The sequence below is a fragment of the Nocardia sp. CC201C genome (genome assembly GCF_030010695.1).
In the GTDB taxonomy this organism is placed as follows: Bacteria; Actinomycetota; Actinomycetes; order Mycobacteriales; family Mycobacteriaceae; genus Nocardia; species Nocardia otitidiscaviarum.
The window spans coordinates 1-21339 of the sequence record NZ_JASCXP010000081.1 but is presented as its reverse complement, the minus strand read 5'-3'; the positions used below and the strand labels follow the sequence as shown (position 1 = coordinate 21339).

The following is a 21339-nucleotide window of genomic DNA, read 5'->3' as shown; positions in this document are numbered from 1 at the left end:
CAGGTCGAACTAGTGTGATCATCAGGCGCTCCTCGTACAACCTCGTTTCCAAGGGGCTTCGCTGAACCTCTCGGCTCGGCGTCTCGGCCCCTGGTCGGTGTCCGTGTCGCTCTGACCTGGAATAAGTTACGTGTCTGCGAATGCAGTGTCAAATCGCCTGGTCAGAGGCCCAATTCTGCGTTCACGCGTTCGCCTTGTCGCATCCTGTCCCGTCGAACCGGTCGAACAAGTCGCGAATTAATGCGACCGGTCGCCTTAATTGCGGCATCCGGCTGACAGCGATCCACTCAGTAGCGCAGGATCGCCGCGAACTCCGGCGCCTTCTCCCCCACCGGTCCGGTTATCTCGGTGCCCTCCAGCAATCCCGCCAAGCGCTCCGACTCGACCAGATAGACGCTGCCGTCATCGGTGAGCGTGCGCACCGCGGCGGCCTCCGTCAGATCCGCGTCCGGATGGGCGGGGTCGGACATCATCAGCACCGCGTCGGAGGAGACGTCGTACCACCCCGGCACGGTCGCATCGGCCGCCAGCAGCAGGGTGTCGACTCGACCGCGATAGGCGCTGCGCACCACATCGCCGATGGCGGTCACCGCCCGCGGACTGCCCTGTCCGATCAGTTCGGCCGCCCGATGCAGCGCCTCGTCCCGGCCGCCCTCGAAAGTGGGTCGGACAACCTCGTACGCGCGCGCGTGCAGGTCGCCGTCGTCCAGGGCCTCCGGATTCGTCTCGATCGTGCCCGCGATCCGCCCGGACAGCTTCTGGTTCTTGCGGATATGACCCGCCAGCTCGGCGTCGCCGATGAGCACCAGCGGCAACCGGTCGTCGGCGATGTGCTGCGCGACGGCGGCGGCGACCGCTCCCGCGTACTGCTCCAGCCCCGCTTTGCGCCATTCGGGCGGGGCCTCGCCGTAGACCTGGGTCCGGGCCGCGATCGGGCGACCGGTCTGCGGTCGTGACGCCGGGCTGCCCTGGATCGGACCCTGGTAGTCGTTCTTCCCCGCCGTCTCCGCGACATCGGCGGGGAACTCCACATCGTGGTTCTGGTCCAGGGTGTGCCGAGTGGCCTCGAACAGCCGGGTCGTATGCGCGGTCACCGCGAGCACGCGGAAGCTGCCGTCCGCGGCGAACAGCGGCAGCAATGGTTTCACCGAGAACTCCGGACCGACGTGGGTTCGTGGTTCGAAGGACAGGGGCACCCGGTATATCCGCAACCCCCCGGCATCGAGGAACAGGGCCAGCCCGTCACTCTGGTGCTGCCAGAAGTCGTCATCGTCGCGCAGTGCGGCGGCCGGAGCCAGCAACGCGTCCGCATCGACGGCGCGCATACCCGCTTCCACGAGTTTCTCCCGCGCCTCATCGATCAGGTCGCGCAGCCTGATCGGGTCCTGCCTGGTCTCTCGGCCACCCCGATGCGTCGGCAGGTAGATCGAGACGCCACGGTCGGGTGTGGCCTCGATGAGCTGCGACAAGTCCGAACGCGTCAACATCGGCAACCCCTCTTTACGTCGATGGCGGAAGCAGGTGGGCGATGGCATCGCATCACCCACCATCGAGCTACCCGGCCTCGCGAGGCGGAAACCGACCTGTTGCCGGACGGTGAGGGGCCGCGGCATACCGGATTCCGCCCGGGTCGCGTCGCCGCCCGAATCCGCGGCAGTGGCGTCATGCACCGGGTTACGCCGTGGTTGCGTCATGTGGTGGAGCATCGTCTACTCGGCGGCGTCCATGTGATGGCGTCGTCTACTCGGCGTCGTCTACTCGGCGGCGGCGTCACGGGTGTCGAGCGTGGCCCGCAGCGCTTCCCCGGTCGGCGTCGGTTCGATGCCGAACTCCTTGGTCGCGGCCGTGGAGTCCAGTACGAATGGCCGATCGAACTGGTAGCGCAGCTCGCGCAGCTCGCGAGCATCGGCATTGACGAGACCGGCGGCCCACAGCAGCACCGACGGCATGCGGCGGACACGCGCGGGCGCGGTACCCGTGAGGGACGCGGCCAGCTCGGCGAGCGCACGCACCGACATCGGTTCCGCCGTGGGCACATGCCAGGCCCGCCCCCAGGCCGATTCGTCATCGGCCACCGCGACGGCCGTGCGGGCCACGTCCTCGACGGCCGTCCAGCTGTGCGGGGCGTCCGGGTCGCCGGGGAACAGTGCCGTCCGGCCCGCCACGACGGCGGGCAGGACGGTCTCGGTGAACGTCGACTTCGCCCCCGCGCCGAGGTAGTCGGAGCCACGCACCTCGGCGGCGCGAATGCGGCCTGCCCCATGCGCCGCCAGCGCGGCTTCCCACAGTTCGGCCCGCAGCCGTCCCTTCACCGAGTTCGGCCGCAGCGGGTGCGATTCGGTGACCGCGCCGTCGAATTCGCCGTAGCCGTACAGGTTTCCGACAGAGACGAGAACCGCGCCGGAGGATTCCGCGGCACCGATCGCGGCGTCGTTGAGTGGCGGGAAGCCGGTAGTCCAACGGGCGTACGGAAGTCCGGCGCACTGGAAGATCGCGGTCGCTCCCGCACACTGCTCCGCGAGCGCGGCGGGATCGGTGGCATCGACGCGCAGACGGTGGACGCGCGCATGCTCGGGCCCCGCCCCGCCGCGGGTCAGCAGGCGGACGTCGTCACCCCGCTCGGCCAGCAGCAGTGCGGTGGCCGATCCCACGGGCCCGGCTCCGATGACGACGTGCAGGGCCATGGCTACTCGCTCCTGTTCCACTGGCGAAACACTCACTTCACGACACTAGATCGAGTCAGCGTCCCGCGCACCCCGCACACCGTGTCGGCCGCTCTGGCTAGGGTCATGAATCGTGGGTTATGACACCAGCTTTCACGCTGTGGACATGCGTGTGATCGAGGATCGGATCGTCCCGTTTCTGGCGGGACTCGGTGCGGAGGGGGATATCGACGATTTGGTGACGCGTGCGGCCGAGCAGGCCCGCGTACGGTTCCGGGCCAAGGCGTGGGCGCTCGGTGCGCTGAAGGCAGGTGCCGAGTCCAGTGGCTTCGACAGCCGTCTGCACGTATGGGGGCGGCCCTTCCTCATCACCGAGGAGGACGCCGAGGCCGTCGCGGACTGGGTGCTGCGCTTCAGCGCGGCCACCCCGGACACCGTGGACGGGCTCGTGGTCGAGCAATTGCGCCGACTGGATCCGGCACTCGCAGAGCGGGTGCGGCCCGATATGTCGGGCACCCTGCCCGAAGGGGAGAACCTGCGGCGCATGGTGTCCTGGAAGGTCGAACTGCTGCGGCACGCCGCGCTGGCGCTGCGGGCCGGACGGACGCGGGTCGAGGATCCACACTCCGACGACGTGCACGACGCCGCCGGACTGCTCACCGGCAATGCGCAGTTCGTCCTGCTGGAATTCGTGGCCGCCCTACTACCCGGGTGGATGGATCGCGGCCACACCTGGCCGACCCGGCTGGGGCCGGAGACCGGCGCCGGTCTGCCCGCCGGATTCGGCGGCAACGGCGCGCTGCTGGGCCGACTGCCCGAACTCCTCCCCGACCTCGACTGGACGGACGACGAGTCGATCATGGGCAACTACTCGGTCGGCGGCATGGTCCCGCCCGACCGCGTGCCCGCGGCGCGCGCCTGGCTGACCGAACACCGGGATCGACTGGTCGGCGACGACGGCTACCTCGAGACCTCGCAGCGCAAGTGCCGGGAGGCCTTCGCGCTGGCCGACCGCATCGGCGGCGGCTTCGTCGAGGCCACGGAGATCTACAGCGGGTTCGAAGGAAAGATCAACTAGGAAAGGTCCACCGGCCAGCACAGCCCGAAGGCCGACCACCCGGTGGGTGATCGGCCTTCGGTCGTTCTAAACCTGTTGCCGGAAGGCAGGACTCAGAAGTCCATGCCGCCCATGCCACCGGTCGGGTCGCCGGCGGGAGCGGCGGCCTTCTCCGGCTTGTCGGCGACGACGGCCTCGGTGGTGAGGAACAGGGCCGCGATGGAGGCCGCGTTCTGCAGCGCCGAGCGGGTGACCTTGACCGGGTCGGCGACGCCGGCGGCCAGCAGGTCGACGTACTCGCCCGAGTCGGCGTTCAGGCCGTGGCCCGCCGGGAGGTTCGAGACCTTCTCGGCGACGACGCCGGGCTCCAGGCCCGCGTTGAAGGCGATCTGCTTCAGCGGGGCGGACAGCGCGACGCGGACGATGTTCGCGCCGGTGGCCTCGTCACCCGACAGGGACAGACCGTCCAGGGCCGGAGCCGACTGCAGCAGGGCCACGCCACCACCGGCGACGATGCCCTCCTCGACGGCGGCCTTCGCGTTGCGGACGGCGTCCTCGATGCGGTGCTTGCGCTCCTTGAGCTCGACCTCGGTGGCCGCGCCCGCCTTGATCACCGCGACACCGCCGGCCAGCTTGGCCAGGCGCTCCTGCAGCTTCTCACGGTCGTAGTCGGAGTCCGAGTTCTCGATCTCGGTGCGGATCTGCGCGACGCGGCCCTTGATGGCCTCCTCGTCACCCGCGCCCTCGACGATGGTGGTCTCGTCCTTGGTGATGACGACCTTGCGGGCCTGGCCCAGCAGCTCCAGACCGGCGGTCTCCAGGGAGAGGCCGACCTCTTCGCTGATGACCTCGCCACCGGTCAGGATGGCGATATCGGCCAGCATGGCCTTGCGGCGGTCACCGAAGCCCGGGGCCTTCACGGCGACGGACTTGAAGGTGCCGCGGATCTTGTTGACGACCAGGGTCGACAGGGCCTCGCCCTCGACGTCCTCGGCGATGATCAGCAGCGGCTTGCCGGCCTGGATGACCTTCTCCAGCAGCGGCAGCAGGTCCTTGACGGTCGAGATCTTCGAGCCGACCAGCAGGATGTACGGATCCTCGAGGACCGCTTCCTGACGTTCCGGGTCGGTGACGAAGTAGCCCGAGATGTAGCCCTTGTCGAAGCGCATACCCTCGGTCAGCTCCAGCTGGAGGCCGAAGGTGTTGCTCTCCTCGACGGTGATGACGCCTTCCTTGCCGACCTTGTCCATGGCCTCGGCGATGAGCTCACCGATGGACGAGTCGCCCGCCGAGATACCGGCGGTGGCGGCGATCTGCTCCTTGGTCTCGACCTCCTTGGCGACGTCGAGCAGCTTGGCGGTGACGGCCTCGACGGCCTTCTCGATGCCGCGCTTCAGGCCCAGCGGGTTCGCGCCGGCCGCGACATTGCGCAGGCCCTCGCGCACCAGCGCCTGGGCGAGGACGGTCGCGGTGGTGGTGCCGTCACCCGCGACGTCGTCGGTCTTCTTGGCGACTTCCTTGACGAGCTCGGCGCCGATCTTCTCGTACGGATCCTCGAGCTCGATCTCCTTCGCGATCGAGACACCGTCGTTGGTGATGGTGGGGGCGCCCCACTTCTTCTCGAGCACGACGTTGCGGCCCTTGGGGCCCAGCGTCACCTTGACAGCGTCCGCGAGGGCGTTCAGACCCCGCTCGAGACCCCGGCGAGCCTCTTCGTCGTACGCAATTGTCTTGGCCATTGCGTTGAGATCCTCCAGATCAGGGGATTGACACGATCTGGCCAGGCTCGGTGCCCGCGACGGACGACCAGGGGATGTGTGAGTCCCGGCCTCACCGTTCTGACCTGGCACTCACAGGTCGCGAGTGCCAAAGCCCTTTTTAGCACTCACCGGTGGCGAGTGCAAGGTCAGCCGAGATCGATGCTCGGGTAGAGCGGGAAGCCCGCGAGCAGGTCCGCGGCGCGCCGCGAGATCTCCTCGGCGACCTTCGGTTCCAGCACGTGCTGCGCCTTGGACGGCGCGCCCTTGGCGGTGGTGCCGGGTTCGGCGGCGGTGAGGACCCGGTCGATCAGGGCGGCGATCTCGTCCATCTCGGCCGCGCCCAGGCCGCGGGTGGTCAGGGCGGGGGTGCCGATGCGGATGCCCGAGGTGTACCAGGCGCCGTTCGGGTCGGACGGGATGGCGTTGCGGTTGGTGACGATGCCCGAATCGAGCAGGGCGGCCTCGGCCTGACGGCCGGTGAGACCGTAGGAGGACGCGACGTCGATGAGATTGAGGTGATTGTCGGTGCCGCCGGTGACCAGGGTCGCGCCGCGGCGCATGAGGCCCTCGGCCAGCGCGCGGGCATTGTCGACGATGCTCCGGGCGTAGTCGCGGAACTCGGGGCGGCGGGCCTCGGCCAGCGCGACCGCCTTGGCCGCCATCACGTGCGGGAGCGGACCGCCCAGCACCATCGGGCAGCCGCGGTCGACCTGATCGCGCAGCGAGTCGTCGCACAGCACCATGCCGCCGCGCGGACCGCGCAACGACTTGTGGGTGGTGGTCGTGACGATCTGAGCGTGCGGCACCGGATCGAAGTCGCCGGTCAGCACCTTGCCCGCGACCAGACCGGCGAAATGCGCCATATCGACCATGAGCGTGGCGTCGACCTCGTCGGCGATCTCGCGCATGACGCGGAAGTTCACCAGCCGCGGATACGCGGAGTAACCCGCCACGATGATCAGCGGCCGGAACTCGCGGGCGGTGGCGCGCAGCGCCTCGTAGTCGAGCAGGCCGGTGGCCGGATCGGTGCCGTAGGAGCGCTGCTCGAACATCTTGCCCGAGATGTTCGGGCGGAAACCGTGGGTGAGATGCCCGCCCGCGTCCAGGGACATGCCGAGCATGCGCTGATCGCCGAAGGCGGCGCGCAGTTCGGCCCAGTCGGACTCGGACAGGTCGTTGATCTGCCGCACACCCACCCGCTCCAGAGTGGGGGCCTCCACCCGCTGCGCCAGAATCGCCCAGAAGGCGACCAGATTGGCGTCGATACCGGAATGCGGCTGCACGTAGGCGTGCCGCGCGCCGAAGAGTTCCTTCGCGTGCTCGGCGGCCAGCGACTCGACGGTGTCCACATTGCGGCAGCCCGCGTAGAAGCGGCGGCCGACGGTGCCCTCGGCGTATTTGTCGCTGAACCAGTTGCCCATGGCCAGCAGGGTGGCCGGGGAGGCGTAGTTCTCCGACGCGATGAGCTTGAGCATCTCGCGCTGATCGTGCAGTTCCCGACCGATGGCCTCGGCGACGCGCGGCTCGACGGCGCGCACGACATCGAGGGCGGCGCGGTACGCGGTGGACTCCCGCGACAGAGATTCCGAGGAAAGGGGCTGCTGGGTCATACGGGCCTCCGGGGGTCGGGTGGGAACGGTCACCGTGGCCCAGGCGCACGGCACTTCGTTCACAGGCCGCTCCCCGATGGTCGTTCCCATCCCAGCGCGCCAGTCACGGCCCGTCGGCAAGCCTACCCGGCCCGCCGACGAACCTGGTCGGCACCTATTTCTTCGCCGCCATGACCGATTCGAGCAGGGCGGTGATGTCCGCTTCGATCGACTCCTTGTCCAGGCCGAGGCCGGACAGCGGACCCGACCCGTCCTCCAGCTCCAGCATCGCCAGCAGGATGTGTTCGGTGCCGATGTAGTTGTGGCCCATGCGCAGCGCCTGCCGGAAGGTGAGCTCGAGCGACTTCTTGGCCTGCGCGTCGAAGGGCACCAGCGCGGGCACCGCCGCGCTCGACGGTTCCGGCACCGCCCCCTCGGCCACCCGGCGCACGGCGTCCGCCGACACGCCCTTGGCGATGATCGCTTGCACCGCGAGCCCTTCCGGCTCGCTGAGCAGGCCCAGCAGCAGATGCGCGGTGGTGATCTCGGCATTGCCGCGGGTGCGGGCCTCCTCCTGTGCGGCGACCACCACGGCGCGGGCGCGGGGGGTGAACTTGGCGAAGCCCGCATTGGGGTCCATGGTCGCGGCGTCGGCCGGGTCGCCGGGGGCCTTGGGGACGAAGCGCTTCTGGGCGGCCTGTTTGGTGACGCCCATACTGGCGCCGATATCGGTCCAGGACGCGCCGGAACGGCGGGCCTGGTCCACGAAGTGTCCGATCAGATGGTCGGCGAGTTCGTCGAGATGCCCGCCGACGACGACCGCGTCGGAGAGCTGTTCCAGCACATTGTCGGGGCGGGCCTTCTTGATGCCATCGATCAGGTCGTCGAGGCGGAGGGAGTGCGTCATGCGTCAACGATAGGTTGACACACCGAGCGAGGTCAACCGTTGGTTGACGATTTCATCGCGGGCGAACACACCCGCCGCGCCACTACCCCCGTGCTCCGAGCATCGCCACCACCCGCTCGGGATCGTCCACCTCCACGATCGCCCGCGCGTACTTCCCGCTCGAGAAGTCGATGACCACGGCCCGCTCCGGATTCCGCACATCCCAGAAGATGCGCTCGCCCCGGTGCAGGAAGGTGCCCGCAGTGATCACCCGCGGCACATAGGTGCCCGGCAGCCGAATCCCCCTGGGCCTGCGCGCCATATCGGGATCGATCGCCACACCGCGCACCGCGCGCTTGGGCACCACCAGCCGCCGCCTGAGCGCCCACACCTTGTGCCACCCCCGCGGCTCGATCACCAGGTCGTCACCCTCGATGCGCACATCAGCCATGGCCACCTCCTTCGCCGCGACCTTACCGATCGTGAGCCACTGCCGCCCCCGGGAGACGGTGTCGCTGCCGTGCACCTCCGCCGTGAATCGCAGGCGGACAGCTGCCATCGGCGACGCCTTCGTGGTGTGGTCCGGAACCGCACGGCTGCTCACCGAGCGCGTGCCCGCCGCCGACTACAGGCCTGCGCTGGTGGTGGCGGATGCCGTGGCGGGCCGTCCTCGCGGTCGTCGCCGTCGCCCCCTGGACGCCGCGCTTCGTGCCCATCCGCCGCAAGCCCTGCACACCTGCTGCGTGGAGAGCAGTAGCCACGGCCCCGGGGCCAAGCCGATTCGCTGCTCTGTCGACGGGCGGCGCGGACGCGCGCCGTCAGGGGCGGGCGGCGGAAGCCGCGAAGCGGACGATGAACTCTTTCACGCGGGCGGCGGGGCGGCCGGTGAGGACGCGGCGGGTGGGGGTGTCGTCGGATTCGAGGAATTGGATGAGACCGTCGCGGCGGCCGAGGCTCAGGCATTGGAGCTGGTAGCGGAAGGTCAAGGGGGCGGGGGTGTTTCCGGCGATCGTGGCCGCGATCGAGGTGGCGGCGTGTTTGCCGGTGGGGAGGGCGGTGGCGCAGGCCATGCGGAGGTCGCGGTCGGCGGGGCCCGCGATGACGGCGGCGTCGCCCGCGGCGTAGACGGCCGGGTGGGAGCGGGAGCGCAGGGTGGCGTCGGTCAGGACGCGGCCGCGGGGGTCGACGGCCAGACCGGAGGCGGCGGCCAGGTCGGGGACCGCGAAACCGGTTGTCCACAGCACGGTTTCGGCATCGAGGTGCTCGCCGTCGGCCAATTCCAGGCCGGTGCCGGTGACCCCGACGACCTTGACGCCGGAACGGACCCGGACACCGAGCCGGTTCAGGGTCGCCGCCACATGGGTCCGGGCACGGTCGGAGAGCCAGGCGGCGGGCTCCTCGGCCGACACCAGCGTGAGATCGAGATCCGGATTCGCCTCGGCCAGTTCGGCGGCCACCTCGATACCGGTGGAACCGCCGCCCACCACGGTGACCCGGCCGGTGAGCGCGGGGATGCGGGCGGTGTCCTCGGGTGTCGCCACGGTGTGGGCGTACTCGGCGACACCGGGCACGGTGCGGGTATCGGCGATGCTGCCGAGGGCGTAGATCAGGGAGTCGTAGACGATCTCCGCGCCGGAATCCGTGCGCACCGTCCGAGCGGCGGTGTCGATGGCCGTGGCACGGGCCCGCAGGAATTCGATGCCCTTGCGTTCCAGCCGTTCCCGCAGCTCCCAGCGCGGCACCGCCTGGCCCGCCAGCAGTTGATGCAGGCGAACACGTTCGACGAATTCGGTGCGGGGGTCGATCACGGTGACCCGGGCGCCGCGGATTCGTGCCGCCCGCTTCGCCGCTGCCAGGCCCGCGTAACCCGCGCCGAGGATGACGATTCGATGTGCTCCGGTCATGAGCGTGACTCCTTTTCGACGTGCCGACACCCTCCAGACCGGATAGCGGCGCGATCCCTGACAGATCGCGACTGTGTGCCGCGTCACGGGCAGCGGGTCAGGATGCCACCGTGCCCGCGAAGTGCGCCAGCTTGTCGGGGTTCAGCACCAGGCGCAGGGCGTGGATCCGGTCGTCGGCCACGTCGATGCCGATCACCACCAGCACCGCCCCCGCGACCCGGACCACCACGGCCGGAGCACCGTTGACCTCGTCGACACCGATCTCCATACCCTCGATGCCCTGGGCCATCAGGCCGAGGAGGTAGCGGGCCACCCGCTGTGCGCCCACGATCGGCCGGCGGGCGGCGGTGACCTTGCCGCCGCCGTCGGCAACCGACACGATATCGGCGGCGAACAGGCTCTCCAGGGCGGCCACATCACCGGAACGGGCCGCCGCGAGGAAACGAGACAACAACTCTCGCGCCTGCTCGGGGGCGGCGGCGAACCGCGGCCGCTGCTCCCGCACCCGCTGCGCGGCGCGCCGGTAGAGCTGCTGCGAGTTGGCTTCGGTGAGCTCCAGCATCTCGGCGATCTCGCGGTGCGGGTAGCCGAACGCCTCGCGCAGCACGAAGACCGCGCGTTCGGCGGGCGTCAGCCGCTCCAGCATGGTGAGGAAGGCCAGCGACACCAGCTCGCGCTGCTCCGCCGACTCCAGCGGACCCAGCTCCCCTGCCCCGGTGCGCACCGGCTCGGGAATCCACGGACCCACATAGGTCTCGCGGCGGGCCCGCGCCGAATCCAGCCAGGTGCGGCACAGATTCACCACCACGGTGGTGAGCCAGGCTTCGGCGGCGCGGATGGCGACACGATCGGCGGCTTCCCAGCGCAGATACGTCTCCTGCACCGCGTCCTCGGCCTCGCTCGCCGACCCCAACATGCGATACGCCAGCGCGAACAGCCGCCCGCGCTGCCGCTCGAACTCCGCCAGCCCATCGGCGTCCACTCGACCACCCACCCTCACGTCACCGGTCGCATCCGGACATTACGGGGCACACCGCAGGCGGACAACGCCGATGCCGCACGGCGATCGGGCGCTACGCGTGGGCGCTATTCGGCGGCGACGCGGATGGCTACGGCGACGGGGGTGTCGGTGTAGGAGCTGGCGAGGCAGGCGAGTTTGGCGGTGCCGAGGGCCACGTTGGGGCTGCCCTCCAGCTGGGAGCCGGGATGGGCGGCGAGGACCTGGTCGATGACCTGTTTCTGAGTGTCGTCGGTGAGGTCGCGGAACTGGCCACAGGTGGTGTCGGCGCCGTCGGCGGTGCTCTGTTTGGCGCTGGCCGGGGCGGTGGGCGCGGTCGCGGGCGGTTCCACGTAGGTGAAGGAGGTGGTGGTGGGTGCGGTCGTCTCGACCGCGGTCGTGGTGGACGTCGCCGCCTGGCCGAGTCCGCTCACATCACTCGATTCATCCGACCCGCAGCCGGATAGTCCCAGCGCCAGCGCGCCGAACACGCAGGCGACAACCGACATTCGCTTCATACCGTGCTTTCCGAGGTCTCCGAGTGCAGTTCACCGACGCCGGACCTGCCCGGCGCTCGCAGCAGCGTACCGGGTGGACGCTCCGCCCGGGAGGCGACCGGCGAACAGGTCGGTCGCTACAGGTCACCGGCCATCGGGCGGCGAACAGGAGCGTGCCGCCGACCGCCGCCACTCCCGGGGTGTCATACCGTAGGCCGCGCGGAACCGGCGCGCGAAATGCGATGCGTCCCGGAAACCCCACGCACTCGCGACAAGGCCGATCGACCGATGCTCGCACTCGGGACGCGCGAGGTCCGCGCGCACCCGTTCCAACCGCTCCGCGATGATCCACTGCTCCAGGCTGAGATCCGCTCCGGCACACAGTTTGTACAGGTAACGCACCGAGATACTGTGTGCCCGGGCAATGGATTCCGCGCCCAGCAGCGGATCGGCGAGATGGGCTCGCACGTATTCGCGAATGCGGCCGAGCAGGAGCGCCGCCGGTACCGCACCCCCGTCACCGGCGGTGACACCGGCGGCCGAGGTCAGCAGTGCGCGGGCCAACTCCACTGTCGCGCTGGCGGTTTCCCGGGCAGCCACATCGGTGGCGAGTGCTTCGGCGGAGGCCGCCAGCATCATGGTGTGCCCGCAGACCAGCGGGTAGAGCGGACTGGCGGGAGCCCGGTGCATCGCGGTGCGGATCACCTCGAACGGCAGCGCCAGCACATCCAGCGGCAACAGCAAGGCCGTCAGTCCGCGTTCCCGCCAGGCGAGTTCGTAGGGGGCGTTCAGGTTGACCAGGCACAGTCCACCCTCGGGGATCACGTCTGTCGTCGCCCCGCAGCGACGTTCGACGGCGGCCTGCCCCACCACGAATCCCAGCGCCGGGCTGGGCTCACGGCGGACGTGCCGCTCGGTGCGCACCAGCCGCAGCGCCGAGCTGCGCGCCCGATACAGCCCGATCCCACCCAGCTCCCATGCCTCCAGATACGCCGACATCGGTCCGTCGACCTGCTCGGGCAGGACGTGCTGTGGACCCGCGATGGCCCGCACCGTCTCCCTCGCTCTCTCCACCCGCTGATCCGGCTCCACGCCGTCGGTGTCGAGCAGCACTACCACGGTGAACCTCCGCGAACGAGCGTGGCGGTCGTACCGCCACCGGCCGATCGTGCACTGTGGGCCCACTAGTGGGCACGCACGGTCGATTATCGTTCGCGCCGTCGATCTACGTTTGTGAAACCGGCTCTTTGCTGCTGGTGAGGAAAGGACTCCCGCTCGCCGCTCGGATACGAATTCCGCGGGCACCCCCCGGGGACCGCCTGTCACACCCGCCGGACGCCGTCGTCGGGCAACCGTGACTCGCGGTCCCGCCCGCCGAGACCGCGAGCGGGAGACTCCTCAGCGCACGTGACCGCTCAGCTCAACCGGCTCCGCCAGTCCGCGGGCACTCGATCGCGGGGACCGGGCACCGGCTGCTCCGCCGGATGGTGGGTCGGCGCGGCCAGCTCCGGCCCCTCGCCGTACATCTCCCCGGTGGCGTAGTTCCAGTACCAGTCCTCGCCAGGTTCGTAGCTCTGCACGAACGGGTGGCCGGTGGACCGGTAGTGCGCGGTGGCGTGCCGCGACGGCGAGCTGTCGCAGCAACCGACGTGGCCGCACTGGGCACAGCGGCGCAGATGCACCCACCAACCCTGTGCCGCATCGCATTCCACGCAGCCGGGGCCACTGGGGGCCACCGCGGGATCGATGCCCTGAATTTGTTCCGACATCACTCACCTCCGGTTTCGGGTTGCGCCGCGGCGACCTCCGCGCCCGCGGGCGGCGTCAGCGGCAGTCGGACGATGAAACGGGTGTCGCCGGGTTCGGATACGACGCGGATATCACCGCCGTGCTTGTTCACCACGATGCGGAAGGAGATGTCCAACCCCAGGCCGGTGCCCTCGCCGACCGGTTTGGTGGTGAAGAACGGCTCGAAGATCCGGTGCCTGATCTCATCCGGCACGCCCGGCCCGGTATCACCGATTTCTACTACGGCGCAATCGTTCTCGCGATAGGTGCGCACCGTGAGCGTGCCCCGCCCCCGCATGGCGGCGATGGCGTTGTCGATCAGGTTGGTCCATACCTGATTCAGTTCGGCGGCGTAGCAGGGCACCGACGGCAGGGTGTGGTCGTACTCCTTGACCACCTCGATATCGTCGCCGATCTTGCGCCCCAGCATGACCAGCGTGCTGTCGAGCAGTTCGTGGATGTCCACCACCTGGAACGGGGCGCGGTCCATCTGCGAATACTGTTTGGCGGCGTTCACCAGCGACGAGATACGCGTGGTGGAATCGGCGATCTCGTTCATGAGCAGTTCGGTCTCGACCGTGTAGTTGAGCCAGCGGATCGCGCCCTCGAACACGCCGTCGGAGCATTCGGTCAGGGTGCCGTGCACCTTCTCCAGCCAGTCGATGTCGAATCCGGCCTGGACGAAGGTGGGGGCGATCTCCCAGCCGTTGCCGATGCCGTGGTTTTCCAGCCAGTCCCCGAGTTCGTCCTCGCGGTCGGCGGCCTCCAGCGGCGTCAGCATGGGAGCCTTGCCGACCTGCGCGGCCGCCTCCTCCTGCAACTGCACCAGGGATTCGAGCGTCTTGGAGTCGAATGTGCCGTGCGCCATCATCTTCAACTTGTGCCGCATCCCCGCCACCCGCTCCCGCAGCGAGGAGGTGGCGCGGACGGCCGCCGCGGCGGGATTGTTCAGCTCGTGGGTCAGCCCCGCCGACAGCGAGCCGAGGGCCAGCAGCCGCTCCCGCTGCCCCACCCGCTCGTTGGCGTTGCGGTTGCCGAAGAACACGCCCTCCAGCAGGTGCAGCGCCATGGGGAACCAGGTCTGGATCATGCGCGCGAAGGTGCCCGCGTCCAGCACGAAGAAGGTCGACGGCCGGGTGACGTAGAAGGAGCCGGTGTAGTTCTGGTCGACCTTGTCGCCCATGTACGCCGTCCACGCGCCCGCGTAGGAGCCGTGGTGGTCGGTGCGCACCAGCTCGATCTCCTCGCCGCCCGACATCTTGGTCAGCACGACCTCGCCCTCCATGAGGACGTAGAAGCAGGTGGCCGGGTCACCCTCGCGGAACACCAGTCCCGGTTCGAAGCGCTCCACCCGGCCGTCGCGGCACAACCACGCCAGCTGTTCGTCGTCGAGCTTCTCGAAGAGGAACAGTTCCTTCAATTCCGCGGGGTCGCAGATCAATCGGTCACCCATCGCGGCCTCCTACTGCTTCGCCAGGTAGCGGTGGACCAGCATGACGGCCATCGCGCCCTCGCCCACCGCCGAGGCCACCCGCTTCGCCGATTCCGACCGCACGTCACCGGCCACGAACACCCCGGGCACACTGGTCTCCAAATGCCCTGGGGGACGGGGTAGCTCCCATCCCGCGGGCCGTTCCCCGTCCACCATCAGGTCGGGTCCGGCCACCACGTAGCCGGCGGCGTCGCGGGTGACGGTGCCGTCGAGCCAGTCGGTTTCCGGTGCGGCGCCGATGAACAGGAACAGCCGTTCGGCGTCGACCTTCTCTTCCGCCCCGGTCGTGTTGTCGCGCAGCACGATCCGTTCCAGGTGATCGTCGCCGTCGGCGGACACCACCTCGGTGCGGGTGTGCACCTTGATATTCGGGATCTGCTCGATCTGCTGGATCAGGTAGTGCGACATGGATGCCTCCAGCGACGCCGCCCGCACCAGGATGTGCACCGTGCGGGCGTTGCGCGACAGGAACACCGCCGCCTGGCCCGCCGAGTTCGCGCCGCCCACGATGTAGACGTCCCGTTCGGCGCAGTCGGCCGCCTCGGTCATGGCCGACCCGTAGTAGACGCCGCGGCCGGTGAAGTCGTCCACACCGGGGGCCGGATGGTGCCGGTAGTTCACGCCCGTGGCGATGAGCACCGCGTGCCCGGCGATATGCCCGCCGTCGGCGAACTTCACCACGCGCGCCGAACCGCAGGCCTCCAGGGAGTGCACCTCGCGGGCGGTCACCAGTTCGGCGCCGAACTTGACGGCCTGCCGTCGCGCCCGATCGGCCAGCTGCGCGCCCGACAGACCGTCCGGGAAGCCCAGGTAGTTCTCGATGCGGGAGCTCTGCCCGGCCTGGCCGCCGGTGGCGGTGCGCTCCACCAGCACCGTGCGCAGGCCCTCGGACGCGCCGTACACGGCCGCGCCGAGACCGGCCGGGCCGCCGCCCACCACGATGAGGTCGTAGAACTCGCCGGACGGGTCGGTGTTCAAGCCCACGCTGGCCGCCAACTGCGCATCGCTCGGTTCCAGCAGCGCCTCACCGGCCGGATTGATGACGACCGGGCACTGGTCCTCGGTGGCCCCGGCCGCCGCCAGCAGGCGCGACCCCTCCGGTTCGTCGGCCAGATACCAGCGATAGGGCAGCTGATTGCGCGCCAGGAACTCGCGCACCTGGGAACAGCGTGCCGACCAGCGGTGGCCGACCACCTTGGTCTCGGTGACCGGGCGGTGGATATCGCCGCGCCACGCCTCCAGCAGCGCGTCGATCACTGGGTAGAGCTTCTCCTCCGGGGGATCCCAGGGCTTGAGCAGGTAGTGATCGAGATCGACCACATTGATGGCCTCGATGGCGGCATTGGTGTCGGCGTAGGCGGTGAGCAGCACGCGCCGGGCGTGCGGATGCAGGTCCATGGCCTGCTCGAGGAATTCGATGCCGTCCATACCGGGCATGCGGTAGTCGGCGATGAGCACGGCGACCGGCTGGCCGCGCAACTTCATCTCCCGCAGCGCGTCGAGCGCGGCCGCACCCGACTCCGCCCGCAGGATTCGATACTCCGCACCGTAGCGGCGACGCAGATCGCGAACCACCGCGCGAGAGACGCCGGGATCGTCGTCCACGCTGAGAATGGCCGGTTTCACGGCAGCAGGTGAGGTCACCTAACGAGTATGGATGGCGAGGTCAAATGCGGCCGAGTTGTTCGCCACCGGCTCAAATCCGGTGCTGGTGAACCAGATCGAGCTCGGACTGGGTGAGCAGTCGTTCCAAGCGCTCCTCGTTCGGCGGCTTGGACCTGGGCGTAGACGTGGATCGCGCTTGTTCGTCGTCGGAGTTGGGAAGCAGGGGGACCCCCTTGTGTGCCTGCTTGCGATGTATGAGCGAGCGCAGATTCACGGCCGATCACCTCACGTTTCGTTCGGGAAGCTGGAGGCAGTGTCTTGCTTCGTCTATAGGACATTGTGCGCCGCTTATTACGGCACTCGCCGCCACCGCACCGGAATGTGATCTAGTTGATTTTCAGTGTTCGGCCACCTGTTCGATTGCGTTCGCCACAGCACCGGGTTCTAGGATTGCTGATACCCCTCGTCACATCTCCCGGAGGCAGCGTTGCCGAAGAATCTCGAAGCCACCATCGACATCGCCGCGGCGCCGGACCAGGTCTGGGCCGTCGTCTCGGATCTGAAGCGGATGCCGGAGTTCAGCCCGCAGTGCGTGCGCATGCAGCCGATCGGCGCGGTCAAGACCGGCACCTGGACCATCAATATCAATCGGGACGGCAACAAGTTCTGGCCCACCACCTCGCGGGTGGTCCGCTACGAGCCCAATCGCGCCATCGCCTTCAAGGTCAACGAGAACCGCACCATCTGGAGCTTCACCCTGGAGCCGACCGACACCGGCACCCGGCTCGTCCAGCGGCGCGACTGCCCCCACGGCACCACCTGGTTCTCCCGCACCTCCATCAATGCCGCCATGGGCGGTGAGCAGCCCTTCGAGGAGGCGCTGGTGCGCGGGATGAACGAGACCCTGGGCAAGATCAAGAACAGCATCGAGCGCTGAGTTCCGCAGTGCCGCCGAGCGCCGGGACTCGCGTTTCTCCCGGCGCGGCGGCGGCATGGTGCGTAGGTTCGCTGCTATGCGACGAATGACTGTCATCTGCGCCGCGGCCACCGGCGTCGCGCTGCTGCTCACCGGCTGCGGCAGCTCGGGATCAGACAACGACCGCGACGTATCCGTCGTGGGCACCGGGCAGGTCCGAGGCGCACCCGACGTATTGAACGCCGATCTCGGCGCGCAGGTGAAGGCGGGCGACGTCTCCGCCGCCGTGGACGGCGTGAACGCCAAGGCGAAGGCCATGACCGACGCCATGGTGGAGGCCGGGGTGGCACGCGAGGACATCCAGACCAGCGAGCTGTCGGTGCAGCCGGAGTACGGCTCCGAGGGTCGCGTCATCACCGGGTACCGCGCCACCAATTCCGTGCACGTCGTGGTGCGCGACCTGGACAAGGCATCGGCGGTGCTCGACGCGGCGGTCAAGGCCGGGGGCAACGACACCCGCATCAGCAATGTGTCGTTCGATCTCTCCGACAACACCCAGTTGCTCGAGGACGCCCGGGCCCGCGCGTTCGCCGACGCCAAATCCCGCGCGCAGCAGTACGCGGACCTGGCCGGGCTGAAACTCGGTGACGTCGAGACGATCACCGAGAACAGCAGTGGCAACTACCCGCCGGGACCGATGCGGGCGGATGCGGCGACGCCGGAATTCAGCCTGGAGCCGGGACAGCAGACGGTGACGTTCACCGTGAACGTCACCTGGAATCTGAAGTAGGCCCGAGTCCGCTCCTCCGCGGAGTCGACCGCGAGGGCACCCTGCCACCCGGGATTCGGGGCGGAGACTACTTCCAGTTGGGCAGCGTCACGACCTGGGCGGCATAGGACAGGCCCGCGCCGAAGGCGATGAGCAGGGCGGTGCCGCCGGGCTTGGCGTCGCCGTCGCGCAACAGCTGCTCCATGGCCAGCGGGATCGAGGCGGCCGAGGTATTGCCGGTCTCCTCGATGTCATTGGCCAGTGCGCAGCTCTCCGGCAGCTTCAGCACCCGCGCCATGATCTCGATGATCCGGCCGTTGGCCTGGTGCGGGATCATGGCGTCCAGGTCGCTCATCTCGATACCGGCGACCTCCACGGCATCGCGGCACACCTTCTCCAGCGAGTGCGCGGCCCAGCGGAATACCGCCGTGCCCTCCATGGCGAGGTACGGGCGCACCGCGTCGGTGCCCTGCTCGTCGATCTCGCGGAAGAATTCGATCCAGTCCTTGTCCTGACGGATGGCATGGTGCTGAGTGCCGTCCGAACCCCAGATCGTGGGCGCGATACCGGGTTCCTCGGACGGACCGACCACCACCGCGCCCGCGCCGTCGGCGAACAGGAAGGCGGTGCCCCGGTCCTTGGGGTTGATGGTGTCGGTGAGTTTCTCGACGCCGACCACCAGGACGTGCCGCGCGGTGCCGCCCTTGACCAGATCCGACGCCATGGCGAGCGCGTGGCAGAAGCCGGCGCATCCGGCGGAGACATCGAAGGCGGCGGCACCGGTGATGCCGAGTTCGGTGGCGACCTGCGGGGCGGCGGCCGGGGTGAGCAGCAGCCAGGTGGAGGTGGCGACGATGACACAGTCGATCTCGGCGGGCTCGATCTCGGCGGCCTCGATGGCATCGCGTCCGGCCGCCACGCTCATGCTCTTGACGGTCTCGTCGTCCCCGGCGAAGCGGCGGGTCTTGATGCCCGAGCGGGTTCGAATCCATTCGTCACTGGAATCGATCGGTCCCGCGACCTCGTCGTTGGTGACGACCCGGGTCGGGCGGTAGACGCCGAGCCCAAGGATCGCGGTGTGCTCTGCCCCTCGAATCGAAGCCAGTCGAGCCGCCATATTTTTCCCCTTTGCACTGCGCGTCGAGCTGTCCTTCATCCGGTCCCCCACGGTCATGGCCTACACGACGCCGTAGACATGAGGCTTCCTCATATTAATCGGAACATAGTCCTCCGCGAGTGCGTATTCTCACAAACAAGGGGTATTGCCAAGTGCGTCTCGTCGGATCCGGCGGGGCTCACACCGTTCCTCGGACAAGGGAGGACAGCATGCTCGGCCTTGGCATCATCGGTTGGATCATCATCGGCGGCCTCGCCGGATGGATCGCCAGCAAGATCATGAAGACCGATGCTCAACAGGGCATTCTGCTCAATATCGTCGTAGGCGTGATCGGCGGCCTGCTCGGCGGCTTCATACTCAAGCTCTTCGGAGTGGACGTCGAGGGCGGTGGGCTGATCTTCAGCTTCCTCACCTGCCTCGGCGGCGCGGTCCTCCTACTCTGGCTGGTGAACATGGTGACCAGCCGCCGCGCCGGAGTCTGAGGTCCGGATCACAGGGCACCGGGCGGCCTCGGGGCCGCACCGGTGTCCATGTGTGCCCGATTCCCGCACGTGCACCCGGGACCGGTGCGCACGGCCGCGGTCCGGTATGCGTTTTCCGGCCCGTGCTCGCCCGAGGACGCGAGTGGTGTGCCAGCTTCCCGTAAGGTGTGAGCGCGGTCCCTGACCGCCCCCATCCGCGCATGAAAGAGGAGCTTGTGGCCCGCCGTCCCACCCCGCCCGGCACCCCCGAGAGCACCGGCCTCGCCCACGTGGCCGACCTGGTGCGCAATGCGATCCCGCCGCTGCACCCCGCCGGGCTGCCGTTCGTGGCGGCCCCGCTGGCGGTGGCCGCGCTCGGATACCGCAAGAAGTGGGTGCGTCGCACGGGGCTCGCGGCCGCCGCGGCCTGCGCCGCCTTCTTCCGCCATCCGCACCGGGTGCCGCCGAACCGGGCCGGGGTGGTCGTCGCCCCCGCCGACGGTGAGGTCGCACTGGTCGACACCGCGGTCCCGCCCGCCGAACTGGGGCTGGGCGATGCGCCGCTGCCCCGGGTGAGCATCTTCCTGTCGGTGCTCGACGTGCATGTGCAGCGGGTGCCGGTGAGCGGCGTGGTCACCGAGATCGCCTACCAGAAGGGCGAATTCCGCTCCGCCGACCTGCCCGAGGCCAGCGACGCCAACGAGCGCAACTCCATGGTGCTCGAGACCGAGAACGGTCAGCGGATCGTGGTCGTGCAGATCGCCGGACTGCTGGCGCGGCGCATCGTGTGCGAGGCCCGGGTCGGCGACAAGCTGAATATCGGCGACACCTACGGACTGATCCGCTTCGGCTCCCGCGTGGACACCTACTTCCCCGCCGGGACGCGCCCGCTGGTCACCCCGGGCCAACGCACCATCGGTGCGGAAACGGTGCTGGCCGAACTGGATTCGTGATGGAGCAGCTCGCGCCCGCGCCCGAGAAGGACCGCCGCCGCCGCACCATCCGGCTGCTGCCGTCGATGGTCACCATTCTGGGCCTGTGTTCGGGCCTGTCGGCGGTGAAGTTCGGCATCGAGGGCAAGCTCGGCATCGCGCTGGCCCTGGTCGGCGCGGCCGCCATCTTCGACATGCTGGACGGCCGCATCGCGCGCATGCTGGACGCCACCACCAAGATGGGCGCGGAACTGGATTCGCTGTCCGACGCCATCGCCTTCGGCGTCGCGCCCGCGCTGGTGCTGTACGTGACCTTCCTGCACGCCGACAGCGTGGGCTGGATTCTGGCGCTCATGTTCGCGGTGTGCATGGTGCTGCGGCTGGCCCGGTTCAACACGCTGATGGACGACGACAACCGCCCGGACTGGCAGCGGGAGTACTTCACGGGCGTGCCCGCACCCGCCGGTGCGCTGATCGTGCTGCTGCCCATCGCGCTGGCGGAGCAGTTCGGCGACGGCTGGTGGGTGAGCTTCCCGGCGGTGGCGGTGTGGACGGTCATCACCGGCCTGCTGTGCGTGAGCACGCTGCCGACGCTGGCGATCAAATCGGTGTCGGTCGCTCCGCGCACCGCGCCGATCCTGCTGGTGCTGGTGGCCCTGGCCGCCGCCCTGCTGGTCACCTACCCGCTCATCCTGATGATGGGCCTGGTCACCATCTACCTCGCGCACATCCCGTTCGCGGTGCGTTCGGCCCGCTGGGTGGCCGCCCGCCCGGAGACCTGGCACCACAAGCCCGCCGAACGCCGCGCCCAGCGCAAGGCCCAGCGCCGCACCCGCCCCATCGGCCGCGTCTCCTCGGCCCGCCTGCGCCTGCGCCGCCCGGGCACCCGCCAGCGCTATCCGGAGG

20 protein-coding genes and 1 riboswitch are annotated in these 21339 nt (G+C 69.2%); of the genes, 6 read left to right on the top strand and 14 right to left on the bottom strand.

Going from position 1 to position 21339, the window contains the following annotated elements; all coding sequences use genetic code 11:
* Positions 1-287: 287 nt before the first annotated feature.
* Entirely contained in the window at positions 288-1487 is a 1200-nt protein-coding gene (locus QK444_RS11620) for a hypothetical protein (protein ID WP_282779639.1), read from the bottom strand.
* 267 nt (positions 1488-1754) lie between these two features.
* Positions 1755-2720: an NAD-dependent epimerase/dehydratase family protein gene (locus QK444_RS11615; RefSeq protein ID WP_282779637.1), complete on the bottom strand. Its 966-nt coding sequence runs from the start codon at positions 2718-2720 to the stop codon at positions 1755-1757.
* Positions 2721-2829: 109 nt separating this feature from the next.
* Here QK444_RS11615 and QK444_RS11610 point away from each other — a divergent pair, with 109 nt between their 5' ends.
* The gene (locus tag QK444_RS11610) at positions 2830-3741 is read left to right on the top strand and encodes a hypothetical protein (RefSeq protein WP_282779635.1); all 912 of its coding nucleotides are present in this window, start codon (positions 2830-2832) and stop codon (positions 3739-3741) included.
* Between the two features lie 92 nt (positions 3742-3833).
* Here the strand turns inward: QK444_RS11610 and groL are convergent, their stop codons facing one another.
* The 11 genes from groL to QK444_RS11555 form a co-directional block, all read right to left on the bottom strand.
* Positions 3834-5459, bottom strand: a complete 1626-nt coding sequence (gene groL, locus QK444_RS11605) for a chaperonin GroEL (protein ID WP_029932939.1) — start codon at positions 5457-5459, stop codon at positions 3834-3836.
* A 167-nt stretch (positions 5460-5626) separates the two neighbouring features.
* Positions 5627-7090 (bottom strand): glycine hydroxymethyltransferase, encoded by a 1464-nt coding sequence (locus QK444_RS11600; protein ID WP_282779643.1) that lies wholly within the window; start codon positions 7088-7090, stop codon positions 5627-5629.
* Positions 7091-7120: 30 nt separating this feature from the next.
* Positions 7121-7207: riboswitch (ZMP/ZTP riboswitch) on the bottom strand.
* A gap of 37 nt (positions 7208-7244) precedes the next feature.
* Positions 7245-7976, bottom strand: coding sequence for a Clp protease N-terminal domain-containing protein (locus QK444_RS11595; protein ID WP_282779633.1), 732 nt, complete (start codon positions 7974-7976; stop codon positions 7245-7247).
* A gap of 82 nt (positions 7977-8058) precedes the next feature.
* Complete coding sequence (locus QK444_RS11590; RefSeq protein ID WP_282779632.1) at positions 8059-8514, bottom strand: hypothetical protein; 456 nt, start codon at positions 8512-8514, stop codon at positions 8059-8061.
* A gap of 259 nt (positions 8515-8773) precedes the next feature.
* A complete protein-coding gene (locus tag QK444_RS11585; RefSeq protein ID WP_282779630.1) occupies positions 8774-9859 on the bottom strand; it encodes an FAD-dependent oxidoreductase in 1086 nt (361 codons plus the stop codon).
* A 97-nt stretch (positions 9860-9956) separates the two neighbouring features.
* Complete coding sequence (locus tag QK444_RS11580) at positions 9957-10841, bottom strand: RNA polymerase sigma-70 factor (RefSeq protein WP_282779628.1); 885 nt, start codon at positions 10839-10841, stop codon at positions 9957-9959.
* A gap of 104 nt (positions 10842-10945) precedes the next feature.
* On the bottom strand, positions 10946-11365 hold the full coding sequence (locus QK444_RS11575; protein WP_282779627.1) for a hypothetical protein: 420 nt from the start codon (positions 11363-11365) through the stop codon (positions 10946-10948).
* A 132-nt stretch (positions 11366-11497) separates the two neighbouring features.
* Positions 11498-12472, bottom strand: a complete 975-nt coding sequence (locus QK444_RS11570) for a helix-turn-helix domain-containing protein (RefSeq protein WP_282779626.1) — start codon at positions 12470-12472, stop codon at positions 11498-11500.
* Between the two features lie 296 nt (positions 12473-12768).
* The gene (locus tag QK444_RS11565; RefSeq protein ID WP_282779625.1) at positions 12769-13122 is read right to left on the bottom strand and encodes a UBP-type zinc finger domain-containing protein; all 354 of its coding nucleotides are present in this window, start codon (positions 13120-13122) and stop codon (positions 12769-12771) included.
* Positions 13122-14594, bottom strand: a complete 1473-nt coding sequence (locus tag QK444_RS11560) for an ATP-binding protein (RefSeq protein WP_282779624.1) — start codon at positions 14592-14594, stop codon at positions 13122-13124. The genes QK444_RS11565 and QK444_RS11560 overlap by 1 nt, the downstream gene beginning before the upstream one ends.
* Positions 14595-14603: 9 nt before the next feature.
* The gene (locus tag QK444_RS11555; RefSeq protein WP_143983649.1) at positions 14604-16277 is read right to left on the bottom strand and encodes an FAD-dependent oxidoreductase; all 1674 of its coding nucleotides are present in this window, start codon (positions 16275-16277) and stop codon (positions 14604-14606) included.
* A 448-nt stretch (positions 16278-16725) separates the two neighbouring features.
* Between QK444_RS11555 and QK444_RS11550 the strand changes: the two genes are divergently transcribed.
* A complete protein-coding gene (locus tag QK444_RS11550) occupies positions 16726-17175 on the top strand; it encodes an SRPBCC family protein (protein WP_282779621.1) in 450 nt (149 codons plus the stop codon).
* Between the two features lie 76 nt (positions 17176-17251).
* On the top strand, positions 17252-17944 hold the full coding sequence (locus QK444_RS11545) for an SIMPL domain-containing protein (protein WP_282779619.1): 693 nt from the start codon (positions 17252-17254) through the stop codon (positions 17942-17944).
* A gap of 67 nt (positions 17945-18011) precedes the next feature.
* Here the strand turns inward: QK444_RS11545 and QK444_RS11540 are convergent, their stop codons facing one another.
* A complete protein-coding gene (locus tag QK444_RS11540; RefSeq protein WP_282779617.1) occupies positions 18012-19040 on the bottom strand; it encodes a beta-ketoacyl-ACP synthase III in 1029 nt (342 codons plus the stop codon).
* A gap of 209 nt (positions 19041-19249) precedes the next feature.
* Between QK444_RS11540 and QK444_RS11535 the strand changes: the two genes are divergently transcribed.
* From QK444_RS11535 to pssA, 3 genes are all read left to right on the top strand, one after another.
* Positions 19250-19522: a GlsB/YeaQ/YmgE family stress response membrane protein gene (locus tag QK444_RS11535; protein ID WP_282779616.1), complete on the top strand. Its 273-nt coding sequence runs from the start codon at positions 19250-19252 to the stop codon at positions 19520-19522.
* A gap of 215 nt (positions 19523-19737) precedes the next feature.
* On the top strand, positions 19738-20454 hold the full coding sequence (locus QK444_RS11530) for a phosphatidylserine decarboxylase (RefSeq protein ID WP_282779641.1): 717 nt from the start codon (positions 19738-19740) through the stop codon (positions 20452-20454).
* On the top strand, positions 20454-21339 hold an 886-nt coding region (gene pssA / locus QK444_RS11525; protein WP_282779614.1), incomplete at its 3' end, for a CDP-diacylglycerol--serine O-phosphatidyltransferase. The genes QK444_RS11530 and pssA, both read left to right, overlap by 1 nt.